Consider the following 17,073-nt stretch of genomic DNA (forward strand, 5'->3'; position numbering starts at 1 on the left):
AAAAAGTTCTAGTGCTTGTTATAATAACCTTTAATATGTCTAAAATATTTGTTAATACTGTCGATAGCGTCTAGTAATAACAACAGCAAAATAAGTATTTAATTCCTAACTTTAAAACTCCGAGTGGTGGTATATATGAATTTAACGGTAGCAGTAAAGATTATTGGTGGCTTCACGATTATTGCCATCTTGCTAGTGGTTACTAGTGTATCTTCTTTGTTAAATTTGAATAAAATTAATGATTCAACAACTAAGGTTAGTGACTTAGCTATACCTACACTTGTCAATAGTAACAAACTTGCATTGCAGTTAACCCAAATGGGTGGCTTCACGTTACGTGGCTATTACCAAGAAGAATTGGCACCATTGGCGACTAATGAATCAGATTTCAATTCAATTAATGACTCATTCTCAAAAGAGCTTAAAATATTAAAGTCTATTGTACAAAACGAAGGCACATTACTTGGCAACCTTAAAAAAGTTGACGGTGTATACGAATCGTTTACTAATAATGTTGAAGGTGTGTTTGAAAGCCGTAAAACCAGCATCGAACAAATAGCTTTGTTAAATGATAAAATCGATATTTTAGAAGAAAAATCCGATGACGCTGCCACTTTATTACTCGATTTAGCGGATCATGACCTAGCAGACAGCAAACTTCAAAAAGCCGTGGATATGGGTGAGTTTTTAGAAACGTCGCTAAATGGTTTGGTTAGTTACGCGTTTGAATATAGAGACGCCCTAGACCCAGACACAGTGAACTTAATTGAGCGCGAGTTAACAAACGCCCACAGCGAACTCAACAGAATGATGAGCGATGTCATCATTGAAATGAATGCTAATAGTGCCTCAGATGAAGCAACTGAACTAATTGATACCTTTGCGGAAATTACTGCACATATTACCGGCGATGAGTCAGTATTCACTAATAAGTCAGCTCAAATCAACGCCATTGCACAAGCAACATCAATGTTAACTGCGGCTGACAATGATATTAATACAGCTAATAAATTCCTTGCCAATCAAGTTGCTTTGGCAAATCAAACGACCAACGAAGCGAACAGTATGGTTGATGATTCGGTATCGACAGGTAACCGAAGAACGACCATTATCATGATTGTGTCTATTATCCTTGCCATTGTTATTGCTCGCATCACACTTATCAGTATTACTCGCCCGCTTCGTCGCGTAAATGAAATGCTGAATGTCGTTGCCTCTGGCGACTTATCTCATAAGTTGGATGAATCAGGCAAAGACGAATTTGCGCAACTATCTCGTAACTGTAATTTGCTGATCGACAGCCTACGCGATCTTATTCAAAGTATTGTTAGCCGTTCAACACAGTTGGCAGCAGCGGCAGAACAAACCTCTGCTGTAACCGCTCAAAGTACCACTGCTATTGAAGAACAGCGCTTACAGGTTGAACAAGCAGCTTCAGCAACCACTGAAATGAGCAGTACTTCACAAAGCGTATTATCAAGTGCAAACGACGCTTTAGGTGAAATTAAACAAGCAGACGATGAAGCTGAGCGAGTTAAAGGGATTTCTGAAAATAACCGTGAAACTATTCAGCAACTTGCTGCAGAAGTTGAATCGGCATCTCAAGTTATTAACAAATTACAGCAAGACAGTGCCTCCATCGGCAGCATCTTGGATGTTATCCGCGGTATTGCAGAGCAAACAAACCTACTCGCTTTAAACGCAGCCATTGAAGCAGCGCGCGCAGGTGAACAAGGTCGCGGATTTGCTGTAGTAGCTGACGAAGTAAGAACGTTGGCCAGTCGTACGCAGGAATCTACTCAAGAGATTCAAAATATGATTGAAGTGCTTCAAACCGGTGCTGAAAAGGCTGTAACTGTGATGGATACAGGTAAAGCACAAGCGGCAAACTGTGTTGAGCAAAGTGACGTAGCAGACAAAGCCCTTGAAACCATCACTCATGCTGTTCACGAAGCATTTGACCGTAGTTCGCAAATCGCAACAGCTGCGGAAGAGCAAAGCGTTGTGGCCCATGAAATCAGTGAGAATTTAGAATCTATTGTGACCATTGCAGAGCAAACATCGGCTGGCTCACAACAAACTGCAACCTCTAGCAGTGAAGTTGCTCGACTTGCTGAAGAGTTACAACAATCAGTTCAAGAATTTAAATTGTAGATTCTCAGGTGACTTAGAAAAAAACCACGCTCAATAGCGTGGTTTTTTTATGTCTCGATCATTGCCCTTTTATGTTCAACATTAACTGAAATGATGATTCTATACTGACTTCTTAGGATAAGATTTATCATCATCCTCACTACGAAGGGAGCCTACTATGGACAAACAAACACTCGATTTATTACCCGATCTTTGCGATAAATTCCCCTCAAAGGTTAACGTACTTGAATGCCAGTTTTCTCATTACGGTAAGCAGCCTGTATTTTCGGGACAGGTGGTTACTGTAAAGTGTTTTGAAGATAACTCGATTGTTAAAAATTTGGTGAATACCCCTGGCCATGGCAAAGTAATTGTTGTTGACGGGGGAGGCTCAACAAGATGTGCTCTACTCGGAGACATGCTTGCTGAAGCAGCGGTAAAAAATGGTTGGTCGGGTTTAATAATCAATGGCGTTATTCGAGATGTCGCCACGATTAATACTTTATCTATAGGTGTGAAAGCTTTAGGCACAACTCCAATAAAAACTGAAAAGCGCGGACTTGGCGATCTTAACATTCCCGTTCGTTTTGCTGGCGTAACCATTAGTGAAAACAACTGGGTTTATGCTGATCTTAATGGTGTATTAATTAGTGAGCATGAGTTAAATATAGGCGACAACTAATTCTCTAATCGTCTAGTAAACTGTTTTGGAACGAGCGAATCAAAATCGCTCGTAGACGCAGAAATTAAGGTCGTAACTATTTTTTTCGTCCGCAGATCTCTTTTCGCTACTTAACAGTCTCCAATCATGTTGTGTGTCATATACAGGAAACTGAGTATCTCCTTCGATGTCAGCGCAGATATGCGTGATATAGAGTCTATTAGCTGTCGGTAGACAATGCTCATAAATCGCACCGCCACCTATGACCATCACTTCCTCTGCACCACCAGCGACTTTCAATGCTTCCTCAACAGAGTTCACTACCTCAATACCGTCAGCTCGATACTCCACGTCTCGTGAAATTACGATATTTTGTCGGCCAGGTAACGGGCGGCCTATCGATTCATAGGTTTTCCGCCCCATAATAACAGGCTTACCTAATGTAGTTTTCTTAAAGTAAACCAAGTCAGCCGGCAAGTGCCATGGCATATCATTATCTTTGCCAATTATACGGTTGTTTGCATGTGCAACAATCATCGAAAGAACAGTCATTAACTTCCACTTATTTCAATAAATCAAAAACGCAGCTAGTATAAAACAAAAAAGGCGCATCACGTATAATAAACGCATGCACCTTTGCCCAATCATCAACAGAAAAATAGTATAACTAGCCTTATTGGCGATATTCCACTTCCACGTCGTAATCGTCTTCATCCCAATCTTCATCATCCAAATCATCGTCTAAGTCAGACATCGCATCTTGATGATAGTTATCCCACTTAAACTCAACCGCTTTTTCTTCCGCGTCTTCTTCAAGCTCTGGTGGTAAAGTATCAATGAAGGTCATTAATTGCTGACAAAGCTCATCTGTACCCATTTTATTGAACGCAGAGATACTATAAACAGGCCCCTGCCAATTAAGTGCGGATACGATTTCTTGCTTAATTTCTTCAGCTTCTTCTTCCAATAAAAGATCAAGCTTGTTCAATACTAACCAACGAGGTTTATCTGCTAGATTGCTCGAGTGACTTTCAAGCTCACTGATGATCGTTTTAGCATTTTCAACAGGGCTGGAGCCGTCAACAGGCATCACATCAACAACATGTAGCAATATTCGACAACGTTCCAAATGCTTTAAAAATTGTGTACCTAAACCTGCGCCGTCTGCTGCACCTTCAATTAAGCCAGGAATATCTGCTATTACAAAGCTATGCTGTGCATCTAAGCGTACAACACCTAAATTGGGTACCAAGGTAGTAAATGGATAGTCCGCTACTTTAGGCTTAGCCGCCGAAACACTGCGGATCAGAGTTGACTTACCAGCATTTGGCAATCCAAGCAGGCCGACATCAGCAAGTAGCAATAACTCGAGCTTCAAGTTACGAATTTCACCTGGCGTGCCATCTGTCTTTTGACGTGGCGCACGGTTTGTACTACTTTTGAAACGCGTATTACCTAAACCATGCCAGCCGCCTTTAGCTACTAGCAGTTTTTGTTTGTGCTTTGTTAAGTCACCGATTTGCTCACCGGTATCAACATCAACAGTTCGAGTACCTACAGGTACCTTCAACAACAAGTCAGGAGCTCCCTTACCTGTGCAGTCTCTACTTTGACCATTCTCACCGCGTTTTGCTCGGTGAAAACGTTCAAAGCGATAATCGATTAGTGTATTTAAGTTTTCATCTGCGATTAAATAGACATCTCCACCGTCTCCGCCATCACCACCATTAGGGCCGCCGAATTCGATGTATTTTTCTTTACGGAAGCTAACGATGCCATTACCGCCATCACCTGCTTCAACTCTAATTTCAACTTCATCAACAAATTTCATGAGATGATCTATAACTCCGAAATAAACTTAAATGTATTATAAGCCATTTTCACAACTTACAACACGTTAATACGCTAATCCACATCAAACAGATGCTTATTTTATAGCCAAAAAAAAACCCTGCAATAATTGCAGGGTTTTGCAAATCTTTTGGGTAAATTATTCAGCGATGATGCTTACAAACTTACGGTTTTTAGGACCTTTAACTTCAAACTGAACTTTACCGTCAGATAAAGCGAATAAAGTGTGGTCTTTACCAATACCCATATTGTTACCAGCGTGGAATTTAGTACCACGTTGACGAACGATAATGTTACCAGCTAAAACTGACTCGCCACCGAAACGTTTAACACCTAAGCGTTTACTTTCTGAATCGCGACCGTTTTTGGTACTACCTGCTGCCTTCTTATGTGCCATCTTTAAATGCTCCTAAATTAGCCGTTAATACCAGTAATTTTCACTTCAGTGAACCATTGACGATGGCCCATTTGCTTGCGTGAATGCTTACGACGTCTAAACTTAACAATCTTCACTTTATCGTGACGACCTTGGCTGATAACTTCAGCAGTAACTTTACCGCCTTCTACAAGTGGTGCACCCACTTTGATGTCATCGCCATTGGCAATCATTAAAACGTTATCAAAATCAACTGATGCGCCAACTTCAAGCTCAAGCTTTTCTAAGCGAACTGTTTGACCTTCAGTTACACGGTGCTGTTTACCACCGCTTTGGAATACCGCGTACATAGCTACTCCGTACTGCACCACATACTATTGGTGCTTAAATTTAAAAATATAGGGCGCGAATTCTACGCGAAGCATTCGGCGATCGCAAGTATAAATACGATCAAAAACAACATTTTTTATATAAAAGAGCGATAGCGCGATTGAAACCTTCATTATCATACTTTTTCGTGTAAACTTTAGCTCAAATTATTGCAAGTTAAACTACCAACAATAGGGCTCCCCTTCGCTCCATGGATTTAAAAACTATTCAAGCATTAGCTAGTGCAGACATGACTGCAGTTAATGATCTAATCTATCGCCAACTTCATTCAGATGTTGCATTAATTAACCAATTAGGTGTTTATATTGTTAATGCAGGTGGTAAACGAATGCGCCCATTATTGTCGGTATTAGCGGCTCAAGCTATCGGCTATAAAGGAAAGGATCATACAACGATCGCAGCGATCGTCGAGTTCATCCATACCTCAACACTGCTTCATGATGATGTAGTCGATGAGTCAGACATGCGACGGGGAAGAGAAACGGCCAATGCCTTATTCGGTAACAGTGCCAGTGTTTTAGTGGGCGACTTTTTGTATTCGCGTTCATTTCAAATGATGACGTCAATCAAAGATTTACGCGTCATGGAAGTCTTAGCAGATACCACAAACGTAGTTGCAGAAGGTGAAGTGTTGCAATTAATGAACTGCAATGACCCAGATACTACTGAAGAAAGTTACATGCAGGTTATCTACTGTAAAACAGCACGACTGTTTGAAGCAGCAACGCAGTTAGCAGCGGTGATCGCTAAAGAAGATCCTAAGATCGAAGCCGCTTTATCAGATTATGGCCGTCATTTAGGTACAGCATTTCAACTAGTTGACGACATCATGGATTACACTGCCGATGCTAAAGAAATGGGTAAGAATGTCGGTGATGATCTTTCAGAAGGTAAACCTACGCTTCCCTTATTATATGCAATGGAACATGGTAGCGATAAGCAGCGCCAATTGATTAGAGATGCTATTGAACATTGCAATGGCATGGCTCACCTTGACGAAATACTAGAAGCCATGCAGCAAACTGGCTCTCTTGTTTATACCCAACGTAAAGCAGAACAAGAAGCCGACAAAGCCATCAGCGCATTGCATACCATTCCAGACTCGAAATACAAGGAAGCACTGATTTCATTAGCGCATATCGCTGCGAATAGGACGGTATAACTAATGAGTAAACATTTTGGCTTTGTCTTAAATGTTATAGCGATTGCATTATTTGTTCCTGGTATTTTATTGCCCATGTTTTCTTTAAATATGGATGTGACCGCTCAAGTTTCAGGCCCTACCCTGACAACGGGACTGATAAGTAAAGAATTATCCCTTCTTGGCACTATTGAAGAGTTGTGGCAAGACGAGCGTTTATTGGTTGCAGGTTTGATTTTTGTTTTTTCAATTGCTATCCCATTAATAAAAGCACTGTTAGTGATTTGGTCGTATTTTACAAAAAATAGTCGTATTGAAAGGGCAATCGTTAATTTTGTCAGCAATATTGGAAAATGGTCAATGGCAGATGTTTTTGTTGTCGCGATATTTTTAGCCATACTGTCCACCAACCATGCAGAAACAGAAACACATCAAACGTTGGCGATATTTGGTTTTAAACTAGAAATGATAATCAGTAGCGAAACCCTTTCAGCGGTTGGCAATGGATTCTACTTTTTTACAGCCTATTGTTTAGTTTCTTTACTTGGCACCCACTTAAGCCAAACAGCACTTACTAAAAAATCTTGATCAATAGGTAGATTTATTCAGTACAAACACTTAATAAAGCTACCTAATCGTTTTAGACACGCATTAATCATTCAGATTGTGTTACCTAATGATTTCGTCAATAATGGGCCACGAAATATCGTGCCCTCATTAATCAGGTGACTTTTGACTTCCGAAATTAGAACATTACTGTCAGATTCTCAGCTTTTACTCAATGCAGTAGGCGAAGGAATATACGGATTTGATACTGAAGGAAAGGCAATTTTCATTAATGCAGCAGCCGAGCGATTGACTGGCTGGACGGCGCAAGAGTTGCTAGGCAAGAATATTCATCAATACCACCATCACAGCCATGCGGACGGCAGTCCTTACCATGTCAATGAATGTAAAATTTATGCCACCGCTCAAGATGGGCAATCTAGACAAGTTAACAATGAAGTCTTTTGGCGAAAAGATGGCAGCTCTTTTCCGGTAGAATATACCTCTACGCCTGTCTATCATCAAAATAAGTTAGTCGGTGCCGTTGCAGTATTTAGGGATGTCACTAAGCAAAAAAGCGACGAACAAGCACTCCGTTTCGCCTTAAATAAAATTCAACAGCTATCAGAACAACTACAACTTGAAAATAGTTACCTACAATCAGAGTTGAATTTAAGGTGGTCAAAGTCAGAACTCACAGGAGACAGCCCGCGTATAGAGCAGGTGAAGGCCAAAATATCGTTGGTGGCTAAAACTGACAGTACCGTTTTGATTTACGGAGAAAATGGAACAGGCAAAGAACTAGCGGCTCGGCAAATACATCAGCAAAGCTTGCGCGCCAACTCAGCGATGATCAAAGTCAATTGCGCCGCATTCACCCCCAGTTTGTTAGAATCAGAATTATTTGGTCACGAGAAGGGCGCATTTACGGGCGCTATTGAAAGGCGGAAAGGAAAATTTGAACTAGCGCACAATGGCACTTTATTTTTGGACGAAATTGGTGAGCTTAGCCAAGAAGCACAAAGTAAGCTGTTGCGAGTGATTCAAGAACAAGAGTTTGAGCGCGTTGGTGGTAATAAGACGATTAAGGTAAATATCAGAATTATTGCCGCGACCAACCGAAATTTGCCAGAGATGGTCGCTCAGGGTCAGTTCAGAATGGATCTTTATTATCGATTAAATGTGTTTCCTATTGAGATGCCCCCACTAAGAGAACGCAAAGAAGATCTTCCACTACTCAGCCAAGTGATTATTGCTCGTTTAAATAAAAAACTATCACGCTCCTGTAACGAACTTAGCCAGAAAAGTTTAGAGCTCATGAACGCCTATCAATGGCCGGGCAATGTAAGAGAACTGCAAAATGTTATTGAACGTGAAATGATCTTGTCTAACGACAAAAAACTAACCATTAGCGAGCTAACATCTGCACATCAAACAGAGCATATGACACACACCACACTGTCAATGATTGAAAAAGCACACATAAAGCGCGTACTTGAAGATTGTAATTGGAAAATTGGAGGCAACCAAGGCGCTGCAAAAATACTCGGCTTACCCGACAGTACGTTGCGATCACGCATGAACAAACTAGGAATAGCTCGTCCTTAACACCCTAACACACGATATACCGCGCAAGACACGATATATCGTGTAATGATAGACATATCGAATATCAAAATTAAAAAATATCCATTGTTAACAATAAGATAAAAACTAATACTTCATGGCAACAATATTGCTATAGCCTCTTTATATTCGTCAAGAGAGTTATCTATGAAGTTCGATATTAAAGAAGAAGACTTAATTATAAAGCCGTATAAGTCAGAAGATTCTATTTATGTCAGGCAGCAAAAAGGAAAGTTTCAATCCTTAAGAAAATACACCGGTACCTTGTTAATGATAGTGTTTGTATTGATTCCTTGGCTCACCTATCAAGGAGAGCAAGCAATATTGCTCAATATCGCTGATCAGCAGTTTCGCTTTTTTTCAATGACATTTTTTCCGCAAGACTTAACCATACTTGCAGCACTATTCATGGTGGGTGCATTTACGTTATTTTTCATTACAACATGGCTTGGACGAGTATGGTGTGGGTTTCTCTGTCCTCAGACCGTTTGGATGTTCATGTATGTGTGGGTAGAGGAGAAAATTGAAGGCACCCGCAATCAACGTATCAAATTGGATCAAGCGCCACTTAGTTGGCACAAAACACAGAAGAAACTGCTTAAGCACAGCGCATGGCTTGCTATTTCATTTTTTACGGCAACTAGCTTTATGGCATACTTTATTCCTGCAAAAGAGCTATACACCGGCTTAATAGAGTTTGATTGGTCTGCCATTGTCTTGTCCTGGATTGCCTTTTTCACCTTGTGTACCTATGGCAATGCTGGTTGGTTACGTGAAAAAATGTGCATCTACATGTGTCCTTATTCACGATTTCAATCAGCAATGTTTGATAAGAATACCCTATTGATTGCATACGATACGATAAGAGGTGAAAGCAGAGGACGTAGAAAGCGCAATGAAGACCCTAAACAACGTGCGCTAGGTGACTGTGTTGACTGTAATTTATGTGTGCAGGTCTGCCCAGCTGGTATCGACATTCGTAATGGCTTGCAATACGAATGCATCAGTTGTGGCGCCTGTATTGACGCCTGTGATCAAACCATGTCCCAATTTAACTACCCTAAAGGGCTTATCAGCTTTACGAGTGAAAATGCCCTCGCTGGCACAAAAGTAAAAACACTTCGCCCCAAAATACTCAGTTATGGCGTGATTACCCTGATCATGTTCATCCTGATGGGATATTTTGTTTCAAGTAGAGCCCTCGTCGAAGCATCAATACTTCGAGACAGAAATGTGCTTTATCGCGCGAATTTCGATGGTTCAATTGAAAACAGTTACCAATTGAAGCTAACCAATAAGATGCAAACCACTGAGTCATTCATTTTACATATTGCAGATCACGAGCACGTAAAATTCAGCATTGATGGTGCTATTACGGCACAAAAATTAGAAATGAAAATCATCCCGTTCACTTTGACTATCGCTCCAGATTACATCACAGAGCGTGTTTCTTCTTTTGAACTGGTGATATCAAACCCACACGATGAAGTTTTGGCAACCAAGCCTATTCGGTTTTATTCAAATTGAACCGATGCGAATAATTTAGACATAAAAAAGCCACCTTATCGGTGGCTTCATACTACAATAACCTAAACGTTATACAACAAATCCTTCAGCAAGAGATTTTAACTCTCTTGCCAGTTCAGCCTGAGAACGACTCGTCGTTGAAATCTCGCTGGCGGCAGTTGCTGATTGATCTGCAGCCGTGCTGATTTCAGCGACATTGTTGCTAATATCATTAGAAACCACGACCTGTTCTTCTGAGGCAGTTGCTATTTGATTGGCCATTTGTTCAATGGAGACGATGGCTTCCTTAATTTCATCGATTGAGGTGGTGATATCATGTGCAGAAGTCACACTGCTGGTCGCATTAGACTGACAATCACTAATTAATTCAAAGGCCTGCCCCGTGGCATTGGCAAACTGATTGATAATACTCTCTATTTGTTGTGTCGATTCTTGCGTACGTTGCGCTAGCGTTCTCACTTCATCGGCTACTACAGCAAAGCCTCGGCCTTGCTCACCTGCGCGGGCTGCTTCAATTGCTGCGTTTAGTGCTAATAAATTGGTTTGCTCTGCCACCGATTTGATGACATCAACCACATTAGTGATCTCTGCGCTACTTTCATTTAATTTCGCGACAATGTCGTGCACTTCTGAGACATTACTCGCTACTTGCTGAATTTTACTGATCGACTCAGTCACCACTTCAGAGCTCGCCGTAGCTATCTTGTCTGCCTGCTCAACTGCCGTTGCAGTTGAAACAGTATTACCTGAAACTTCACTTATCGTTTGCGACATTTGTTCAATTGCCGTTGCCACAAGGTAAGTTTGATCTTTTTGCAAATTCAGTGCGACACTTGATTGTTCAACGGCAACAGTATTTTGTTCTGACGATGCAGCCAAGCGATCGCTCGACTCTGTAATCTTTATTACCGCGTCTCGAAATGTATCCAATAGTGCATTTATCTCTAGGGCGATCTTGGCTATTTCATCGCTGCCATCTACTGATAACCTTTTGTCTAGCGCATTATTTTTTGCACAATATTGCAACATATCAATCATCATAGTGACTCGATTAGAGACACTTTTGGCAATAACAAAGGCAAATATAATGCCAAATAGAGTCACCAAAATGCTGGTCAGCAAATAGAACAGAAAAGCATTACTGGCTGTTTTATTTTTGCTGCTGGAGAGCTCGACAAGTTGATCTGCGATATAGTCTTCTGTTTGTTTTAATAAATTGATCCTCGCCGTTGCGCTGTCAAACCATTCGGTTGCAGAAACACCAAAGTCACCAGCCAAATTTTTGCTCCTTGCAATCTGCCGAAAATCATTAACTTTTTTAGTTTCAGGCGAATGCTCAATCTTGCTAAAAAATGTTAATTCCGCGTCAGCCGCTAGATTTTTGAATTCTTGGAGATAGGTTTGTTGAAGTAACACTAGCTCATTAAATCGCATATACGTAGGCAATGAAAAACTATCGGTCGCGAAAGAATTGCTCAACACGGCACGTTCAATGCCAGCTCTTTCTTTTGCCTGAACAAATTTATAGTAAGCAAGCGCTGCTTGCTTCGTTTCCGATGAATTTGATTGTTGGGCGATGATAGAAATTGACTGTAAGAGCTTTCCATTAGTAGAAGTATAAAACCCTAATGCCTCAGCCAGTGGTATCGATAGGTTATCCACTCTAGTTCGATAATTGGAAATCTGTGCTAACGCTTTTTTGGCTTCATTAAACTGTAAAGACAGCTGCAATTCTTGCACTAGTTCACCAAATCCTTCAGGTAAATTAGCATTTTCTTGCAGTTTCTCGTCAGTAACTTGTCGCTGGTTCATAAGTTTTTGCTTAAAGACTTCACTGCCATTGGATCCTAAAAATCCCGCTGTGAGTCCGCGCTCTTTTTGCAACTCATGCACTAATTCTGAATTAGCGACTGCAACCTCGAGCAATTTATTAACTTGCTCAGCATTTTTGGCGTCGCTTGCCGTTTGTGACACCAATGCACTGGAAAAGAACACTATCAACAAAAACGGAATTGCCGATAATATCAGAAGTTTGTATTTCAATGAGATCGAATTCAGCATGTTCTACCTTCCCTAGTGAGTGACAAAGAATTGCTTTCAATTATATGATATTGATTTCTATCGTGAGTAAATATATACATGGTCGATATGTACTAATTAGTTATTCGGTTACTCGTTATTGTACTGGTATGACATCTCTTAACTATTGAGATTAATCAACTTAAGTAATGGCATAATTGCCTAATTTGTTAATTTAAGTAATATTTTTTTATTAACCCCTTAATTATATTGAACTATTAACAAAATACTAATTTTAGTTACAAAAAAAGCCGCTTTAAAAGCGGCTTTTTTAAGGACATACTGTTATATATTAGCCGTTGATAAAATCAACACCTTCTTGAATGTCAGCTTTAAGCGTATCTAACATGTCGTCTTTCGCTTTTTGCTCAAATGCACTTAGCTCACCGTAGCCTAAGATTTCTTCGACGCCGTTTTTACCTAAACGAATTGGATGTGCAAAATAAGGAGCATCTCCATCTGCCACATCAACATATGCGTAATCAGTTACGTCTTCGCCTTGTAAACCTTTAACTAAAGACATACAAAAACGTGCTGCTGCTGCGCCCATAGATAGCGTAGCTGAACCACCACCCGCTTTAGCATTTACCACTTCAGTACCAGCATTTTGGATACGAGGCGTTAATGCCGCAACTTCTTCATCAGAGAAAGTAGCACCTTCAACTTGTGATAGAAGTGGTAAAATAGTTGTGCCTGAGTGACCACCAATAACTGGTACTTTCACGTCAGCTACGTTCAAGCCTTTAAGCTCAGCAACAAATGCTTCACTGCGGATAACATCTAATGTTGTGATACCGAATACGCGGTTTTTGTCATATGTACCGGCTTTTTTAAATACTTCAGCAACAATTGGAACCGTGCCGTTTACTGGGTTAGTGATGATACCCACTAATGCTTTAGGACAGTTGGCAACAATGCCTTCAGCCAATGTTTTAATGATACCGGCATTAACAGCGAATAAATCTGCGCGATCCATACCTGGCTTACGTGGCATACCTGCTGGAATTAGTACAATATCTGCACCAGATAATGCTGAAGCTAAATCATCAGCGCCAAAACCTTCAACTTTAACTGCAGTTGGGATATGACTAAGGTCAACAGCAACACCAGGAACAACCGGTGCAACGTCATATAAAGATAACTCAGAACCTGCTGGTAATTGAGTCTTAAGTAGTAAAGATAACGCTTGGCCTATTCCGCCTGCTGCGCCTAGAACTGCAACTTTCATTGGATGTCTCCGAATTTGAGTATTTACGTAAATAATTGTCGCCAAAAAGATATTACATTAACGATCAAAACACAATTAATATTGGAAGATAAACGCCGGGTCATAGTTTCTTCAGCTTTATAAAGGATCAGGCATTAATCGGAATTAGTTGATACAATACAGAATAGCGTATTATAAAAATTATGAAATCCGACCTAAGTATAAGATTTCACTATCTTGAATTTAAAGAAGTTTGAACAACATTATGTCAACACAACAAAAACAAGAAGCTCTTGTACAAGCATTTAAAGATTTATTAAAGCAAGAACAGTTTGGCTCACAAGGCGAAATTGTTGACGCCCTCAAAACCCAAGGTTTTGAAAATATTAGTCAATCTAAAGTATCGCGTATGTTAAGCAAATATGGCGCAGTACGAACCCGTAATGCCCGTCAAGAAATGGTGTATTGCTTGCCTGCCGAATTAGGGATGCCCACCGCGAAAAGCCCGCTAAAGCAACTTGTGCTTGATATTGAACATAATGAGGTGATGATCATCATTCGTACCAGCCCAGGTGCAGCTCAATTAATTGCTAGGTTATTGGATAGCGTCAGTAAAAGTGACGGTGTGTTAGGTACCATAGCTGGCGATGATACGATCTTTATAGCACCAACAGATGTGAAACAAATCAAGCAAACCATCGCGAAACTTGAAGCGCTCTTTTTAAAAAATCTTGGCTAAGAAATGTTGATTTAATAATGAAAAATCCGCACTTAATAGTCGGATTTTTTATTGTGTAACTAGCCTTCAGCTAATGATGCTAAGAAGTTTAAACTGGGAGCAAAGAATGCTACACCCGTTTGTGCTTCTGTGTATTTCAGCATGTGATCGAAATGACCTTGACCATCACCTTGTATCATACTTTTGAGCATAATGGTAAAAGGCTCTGATGAATGACAGTAAGAAACAAAAAACAACCCCTGCGTTTTCATATCACCATAAGGCATGCTCTGCCTTAGAATTTCAATACTATTACCATCATCATCCTTTAATGCTGTACGTTTTGTATGGGCAGTAGGTGCTTTGTCGTCGCTTTCATATTCGATATTATCAACTTTTGTGCGACCAAAGACATCCTCTTGGGCTTTTTCCTTTAACATATTCCATAGGTTCATGTTGTGACGATAGCGTTGAATATGAAGGTAACTTCCACCTGCAAACTCCGCATCATCTTCTTCTTTTACTAACGCTACATCACGTCTATGGTGACCTTGAGGGTTTTCGGTGCCATCGACAAAACCAGTCAGGTCACGACCATCTAAATAACGAAACGCTCTTGTTTGCTCTATTAAATCTACACTGTCCGCTAGTAATTCACAGATTTTAGTGCTGACAATATGGTTTGTATCTGCACGATCGCTACGCACTTCAATATAAATATCACCGCTTGTTGCAGGGGCAATACGATCGTCAGATTGCATCATCGGAAATGAGGTAAGCTCTTTGGGTCGTCCTTCAGGGTATAGTTCATCCCAGTAGTTTGCACCTATGGCCACTACGCTGGTAAGGTTTGCTTCAGAAAAGTGCTCTGCATAATGATCGATCATCGCCGGTAAACGAGACAACGCCTGACGCAAAAATGCGTTCTTATCATCCATTGCGTTAAACAATAAGTAGGTGCCATGTAAATTCGGCTCTGCGCATACACCAAACTGTTCTCTTGCCATAATATTAACCTAAAACCTATACACTGCTTTTCTAGGTTAATTCTAACCATATTTTCTACTAAATACTTAATCTATATTCATTTAAGCAAAAAAAAGCAGCTGAAAAGCTGCTTGAATTATTGAGGCTCCGTTATTCCTATCATTTATATAACAGCGAAGTTGAGCCCCGTTTTTTATTATTGTTTAGCTTGGTTAGCTGTTCACTGAAACAAACTCAGGATAAGCCTCAATGCCACAGTCTGATTTATCAACACCGTTGTATTCATCTTCATCGCTAACACGAATACCCATAACTTTCTTCAAGATAGACCACACAACGATACTCGCTGCGAATACCCAACCGAAGATTACTGCACAACCATATAATTGAGCGCCAAATGATGCGTCGCCATTATTTAGTGGAACAATCATGACACCAAAGAAACCAACAACACCGTGAACAGAGATTGCACCTACTGGATCATCAATCTTAATTTTGTCCAAACCAACAATTGAGAAGACAACCAAAATACCTGCTGAAGCACCAATTAACGACGCGGCAATTGGTGAAGGAGAAAGCGGGTCAGCAGTAATCGCTACAAGACCAGCTAACGCGCCATTTAGAATCATTGTTAAATCTGCTTTGCCCCAAATAGCTTTGTTTAATAATAACGCTGCTACCGCACCGGCTGCTGCTGCCGCGTTAGTGTTTAGAAAGATTTGACCTACCGCTGTTGCGTTTTCTGCGTCAGAAAGCAGTAATTGAGAGCCACCGTTAAAGCCAAACCAACCCATCCATAAAATGAACGTACCTAATGTCGCTAATGGCATGTTTGAGCCCGGAATTGGCACAACTTCACCATTTTTACCGTATTTACCTTTACGAGCACCTAGTAATAACACACCCGCTAATGCAGCTGCAGCACCGGCCATGTGAACAATACCAGAGCCTGCGAAGTCACTAAAACCTGCTTCAGATAAGAAACCACCGCCCCATGTCCAGTAACCTTCAAGTGGGTATATGAAACCCGTTAAAACAACAGTGAATACTAAGAAAGCCCAAAGCTTCATACGTTCAGCTACTGCACCCGAAACTATCGACATTGCCGTAGCAACGAATACAACTTGGAAAAAGAAGTCTGATTCTAAAGAATGATCAGCGCCTTCAGCTTGAGTGCCAATTAAAGCACCTAATGAAGGAATAATGCCGCCCTCTGCGTTATCAACATACATGATGTTGTAACCAATTAATAAATACATTACACACGCAATAGCGTATAAACAAATGTTTTTAGTCAAAATTTCTGTGGTATTTTTAGAGCGAACTAAGCCCGCTTCTAACATAGCGAAACCAGCTGCCATCCACATGACCAATGCACCTGAAATTAAAAAATAAAACGTATCAAGTGCGAAACGCAACTCTGATACTGTGGTCGTGACTTTTGCTAACTCTTCCATTTCTATCCCCTTAAATTCTTATAATAGTTTGGTCTTTAGATGGCTTGAGTATCTAATTCGCCGGTGCGAATACGTACAGCCTGTTGAAGGTCGTAAACAAAGATTTTACCGTCACCAATTTTCCCGGTGTAAGCGGCTTTAGAAATGGCTTCAACTAAGCGATCAACCACGTCTGAGTTAACAGCAATTTCTAATTTCACTTTAGGTAAAAAATCAACTTGGTACTCGGCACCACGGTATAACTCAGTGTGTCCTTTTTGACGACCAAACCCTTTTACTTCACTGACAGTTAAACCTTCAACACCAATTTCAGAGATAGCCTCTCTAACATCATCCAGTTTGAATGGCTTTATGATTGCATTTACTAACTTCAT

The 17,073-nt window shown here is 40.5% G+C and carries 16 protein-coding genes; 7 read left to right on the plus strand and 9 right to left on the minus strand.

What is annotated here, in order from left to right:
• Positions 1-135: 135 nt before the first annotated feature.
• Positions 136-2,154 carry a HAMP domain-containing methyl-accepting chemotaxis protein gene (locus tag QUE03_RS17500; protein WP_286263247.1) on the plus strand — a complete coding sequence of 673 codons (2,019 nt, stop codon included), beginning with the start codon at positions 136-138 and terminating at the stop codon, positions 2,152-2,154.
• A 157-nt stretch (positions 2,155-2,311) separates the two neighbouring features.
• Positions 2,312-2,815 (plus strand): putative 4-hydroxy-4-methyl-2-oxoglutarate aldolase, encoded by a 504-nt coding sequence (locus QUE03_RS17505; RefSeq protein WP_286263249.1) that lies wholly within the window; start codon positions 2,312-2,314, stop codon positions 2,813-2,815.
• Positions 2,816-2,854: 39 nt separating this feature from the next.
• Here the strand turns inward: QUE03_RS17505 and folA are convergent, their stop codons facing one another.
• The 4 genes from folA to rplU all read right to left on the minus strand — a co-directional run bounded on the left by folA (position 2,855) and on the right by rplU (position 5,371).
• Positions 2,855-3,346: a type 3 dihydrofolate reductase gene (folA, locus tag QUE03_RS17510; protein ID WP_286263250.1), complete on the minus strand. Its 492-nt coding sequence runs from the start codon at positions 3,344-3,346 to the stop codon at positions 2,855-2,857.
• Between the two features lie 121 nt (positions 3,347-3,467).
• Positions 3,468-4,625: an Obg family GTPase CgtA gene (gene cgtA, locus QUE03_RS17515; protein ID WP_286263251.1), complete on the minus strand. Its 1,158-nt coding sequence runs from the start codon at positions 4,623-4,625 to the stop codon at positions 3,468-3,470.
• A gap of 159 nt (positions 4,626-4,784) precedes the next feature.
• The gene (gene rpmA, locus QUE03_RS17520; RefSeq protein ID WP_286263252.1) at positions 4,785-5,042 is read right to left on the minus strand and encodes a 50S ribosomal protein L27; all 258 of its coding nucleotides are present in this window, start codon (positions 5,040-5,042) and stop codon (positions 4,785-4,787) included.
• Between the two features lie 17 nt (positions 5,043-5,059).
• The gene (gene rplU / locus QUE03_RS17525; RefSeq protein ID WP_286263253.1) at positions 5,060-5,371 is read right to left on the minus strand and encodes a 50S ribosomal protein L21; all 312 of its coding nucleotides are present in this window, start codon (positions 5,369-5,371) and stop codon (positions 5,060-5,062) included.
• A gap of 230 nt (positions 5,372-5,601) precedes the next feature.
• On the opposite strand from rplU, the gene ispB reads away from it, so the two are divergent.
• The 4 genes from ispB (at position 5,602) to ccoG (ending at position 10,251) form a co-directional block, all read left to right on the plus strand.
• Entirely contained in the window at positions 5,602-6,573 is a 972-nt protein-coding gene (gene ispB / locus QUE03_RS17530) for an octaprenyl diphosphate synthase (RefSeq protein WP_286263254.1), read from the plus strand.
• A gap of 3 nt (positions 6,574-6,576) precedes the next feature.
• On the plus strand, positions 6,577-7,140 hold the full coding sequence (locus QUE03_RS17535; RefSeq protein WP_286263255.1) for a paraquat-inducible protein A: 564 nt from the start codon (positions 6,577-6,579) through the stop codon (positions 7,138-7,140).
• 144 nt (positions 7,141-7,284) lie between these two features.
• Entirely contained in the window at positions 7,285-8,706 is a 1,422-nt protein-coding gene (locus QUE03_RS17540) for a sigma-54 interaction domain-containing protein (RefSeq protein ID WP_286263256.1), read from the plus strand.
• A gap of 165 nt (positions 8,707-8,871) precedes the next feature.
• Entirely contained in the window at positions 8,872-10,251 is a 1,380-nt protein-coding gene (ccoG, locus tag QUE03_RS17545; RefSeq protein WP_286263258.1) for a cytochrome c oxidase accessory protein CcoG, read from the plus strand.
• A 69-nt stretch (positions 10,252-10,320) separates the two neighbouring features.
• Here the strand turns inward: ccoG and QUE03_RS17550 are convergent, their stop codons facing one another.
• On the minus strand, positions 10,321-12,312 hold the full coding sequence (locus QUE03_RS17550; protein ID WP_286263259.1) for a methyl-accepting chemotaxis protein: 1,992 nt from the start codon (positions 12,310-12,312) through the stop codon (positions 10,321-10,323).
• Positions 12,313-12,622: 310 nt separating this feature from the next.
• The gene (gene mdh / locus QUE03_RS17555; RefSeq protein WP_286263260.1) at positions 12,623-13,558 is read right to left on the minus strand and encodes a malate dehydrogenase; all 936 of its coding nucleotides are present in this window, start codon (positions 13,556-13,558) and stop codon (positions 12,623-12,625) included.
• Between the two features lie 244 nt (positions 13,559-13,802).
• On the opposite strand from mdh, the gene argR reads away from it, so the two are divergent.
• Positions 13,803-14,276 carry a transcriptional regulator ArgR gene (gene argR / locus QUE03_RS17560; protein ID WP_286263261.1) on the plus strand — a complete coding sequence of 158 codons (474 nt, stop codon included), beginning with the start codon at positions 13,803-13,805 and terminating at the stop codon, positions 14,274-14,276.
• 59 nt (positions 14,277-14,335) lie between these two features.
• Here the strand turns inward: argR and QUE03_RS17565 are convergent, their stop codons facing one another.
• The 3 genes from QUE03_RS17565 to glnK all read right to left on the minus strand — a co-directional run bounded on the left by QUE03_RS17565 (position 14,336) and on the right by glnK (position 17,073).
• Complete coding sequence (locus QUE03_RS17565) at positions 14,336-15,262, minus strand: Dyp-type peroxidase (protein WP_286263262.1); 927 nt, start codon at positions 15,260-15,262, stop codon at positions 14,336-14,338.
• Between the two features lie 192 nt (positions 15,263-15,454).
• On the minus strand, positions 15,455-16,699 hold the full coding sequence (locus QUE03_RS17570) for an ammonium transporter (protein WP_286263263.1): 1,245 nt from the start codon (positions 16,697-16,699) through the stop codon (positions 15,455-15,457).
• A gap of 35 nt (positions 16,700-16,734) precedes the next feature.
• Complete coding sequence (gene glnK / locus QUE03_RS17575; protein ID WP_286263264.1) at positions 16,735-17,073, minus strand: P-II family nitrogen regulator; 339 nt, start codon at positions 17,071-17,073, stop codon at positions 16,735-16,737.

The organism is Thalassotalea atypica, from assembly GCF_030295975.1.
GTDB lineage: Bacteria > Pseudomonadota > Gammaproteobacteria > Enterobacterales > Alteromonadaceae > Thalassotalea_F > Thalassotalea_F atypica.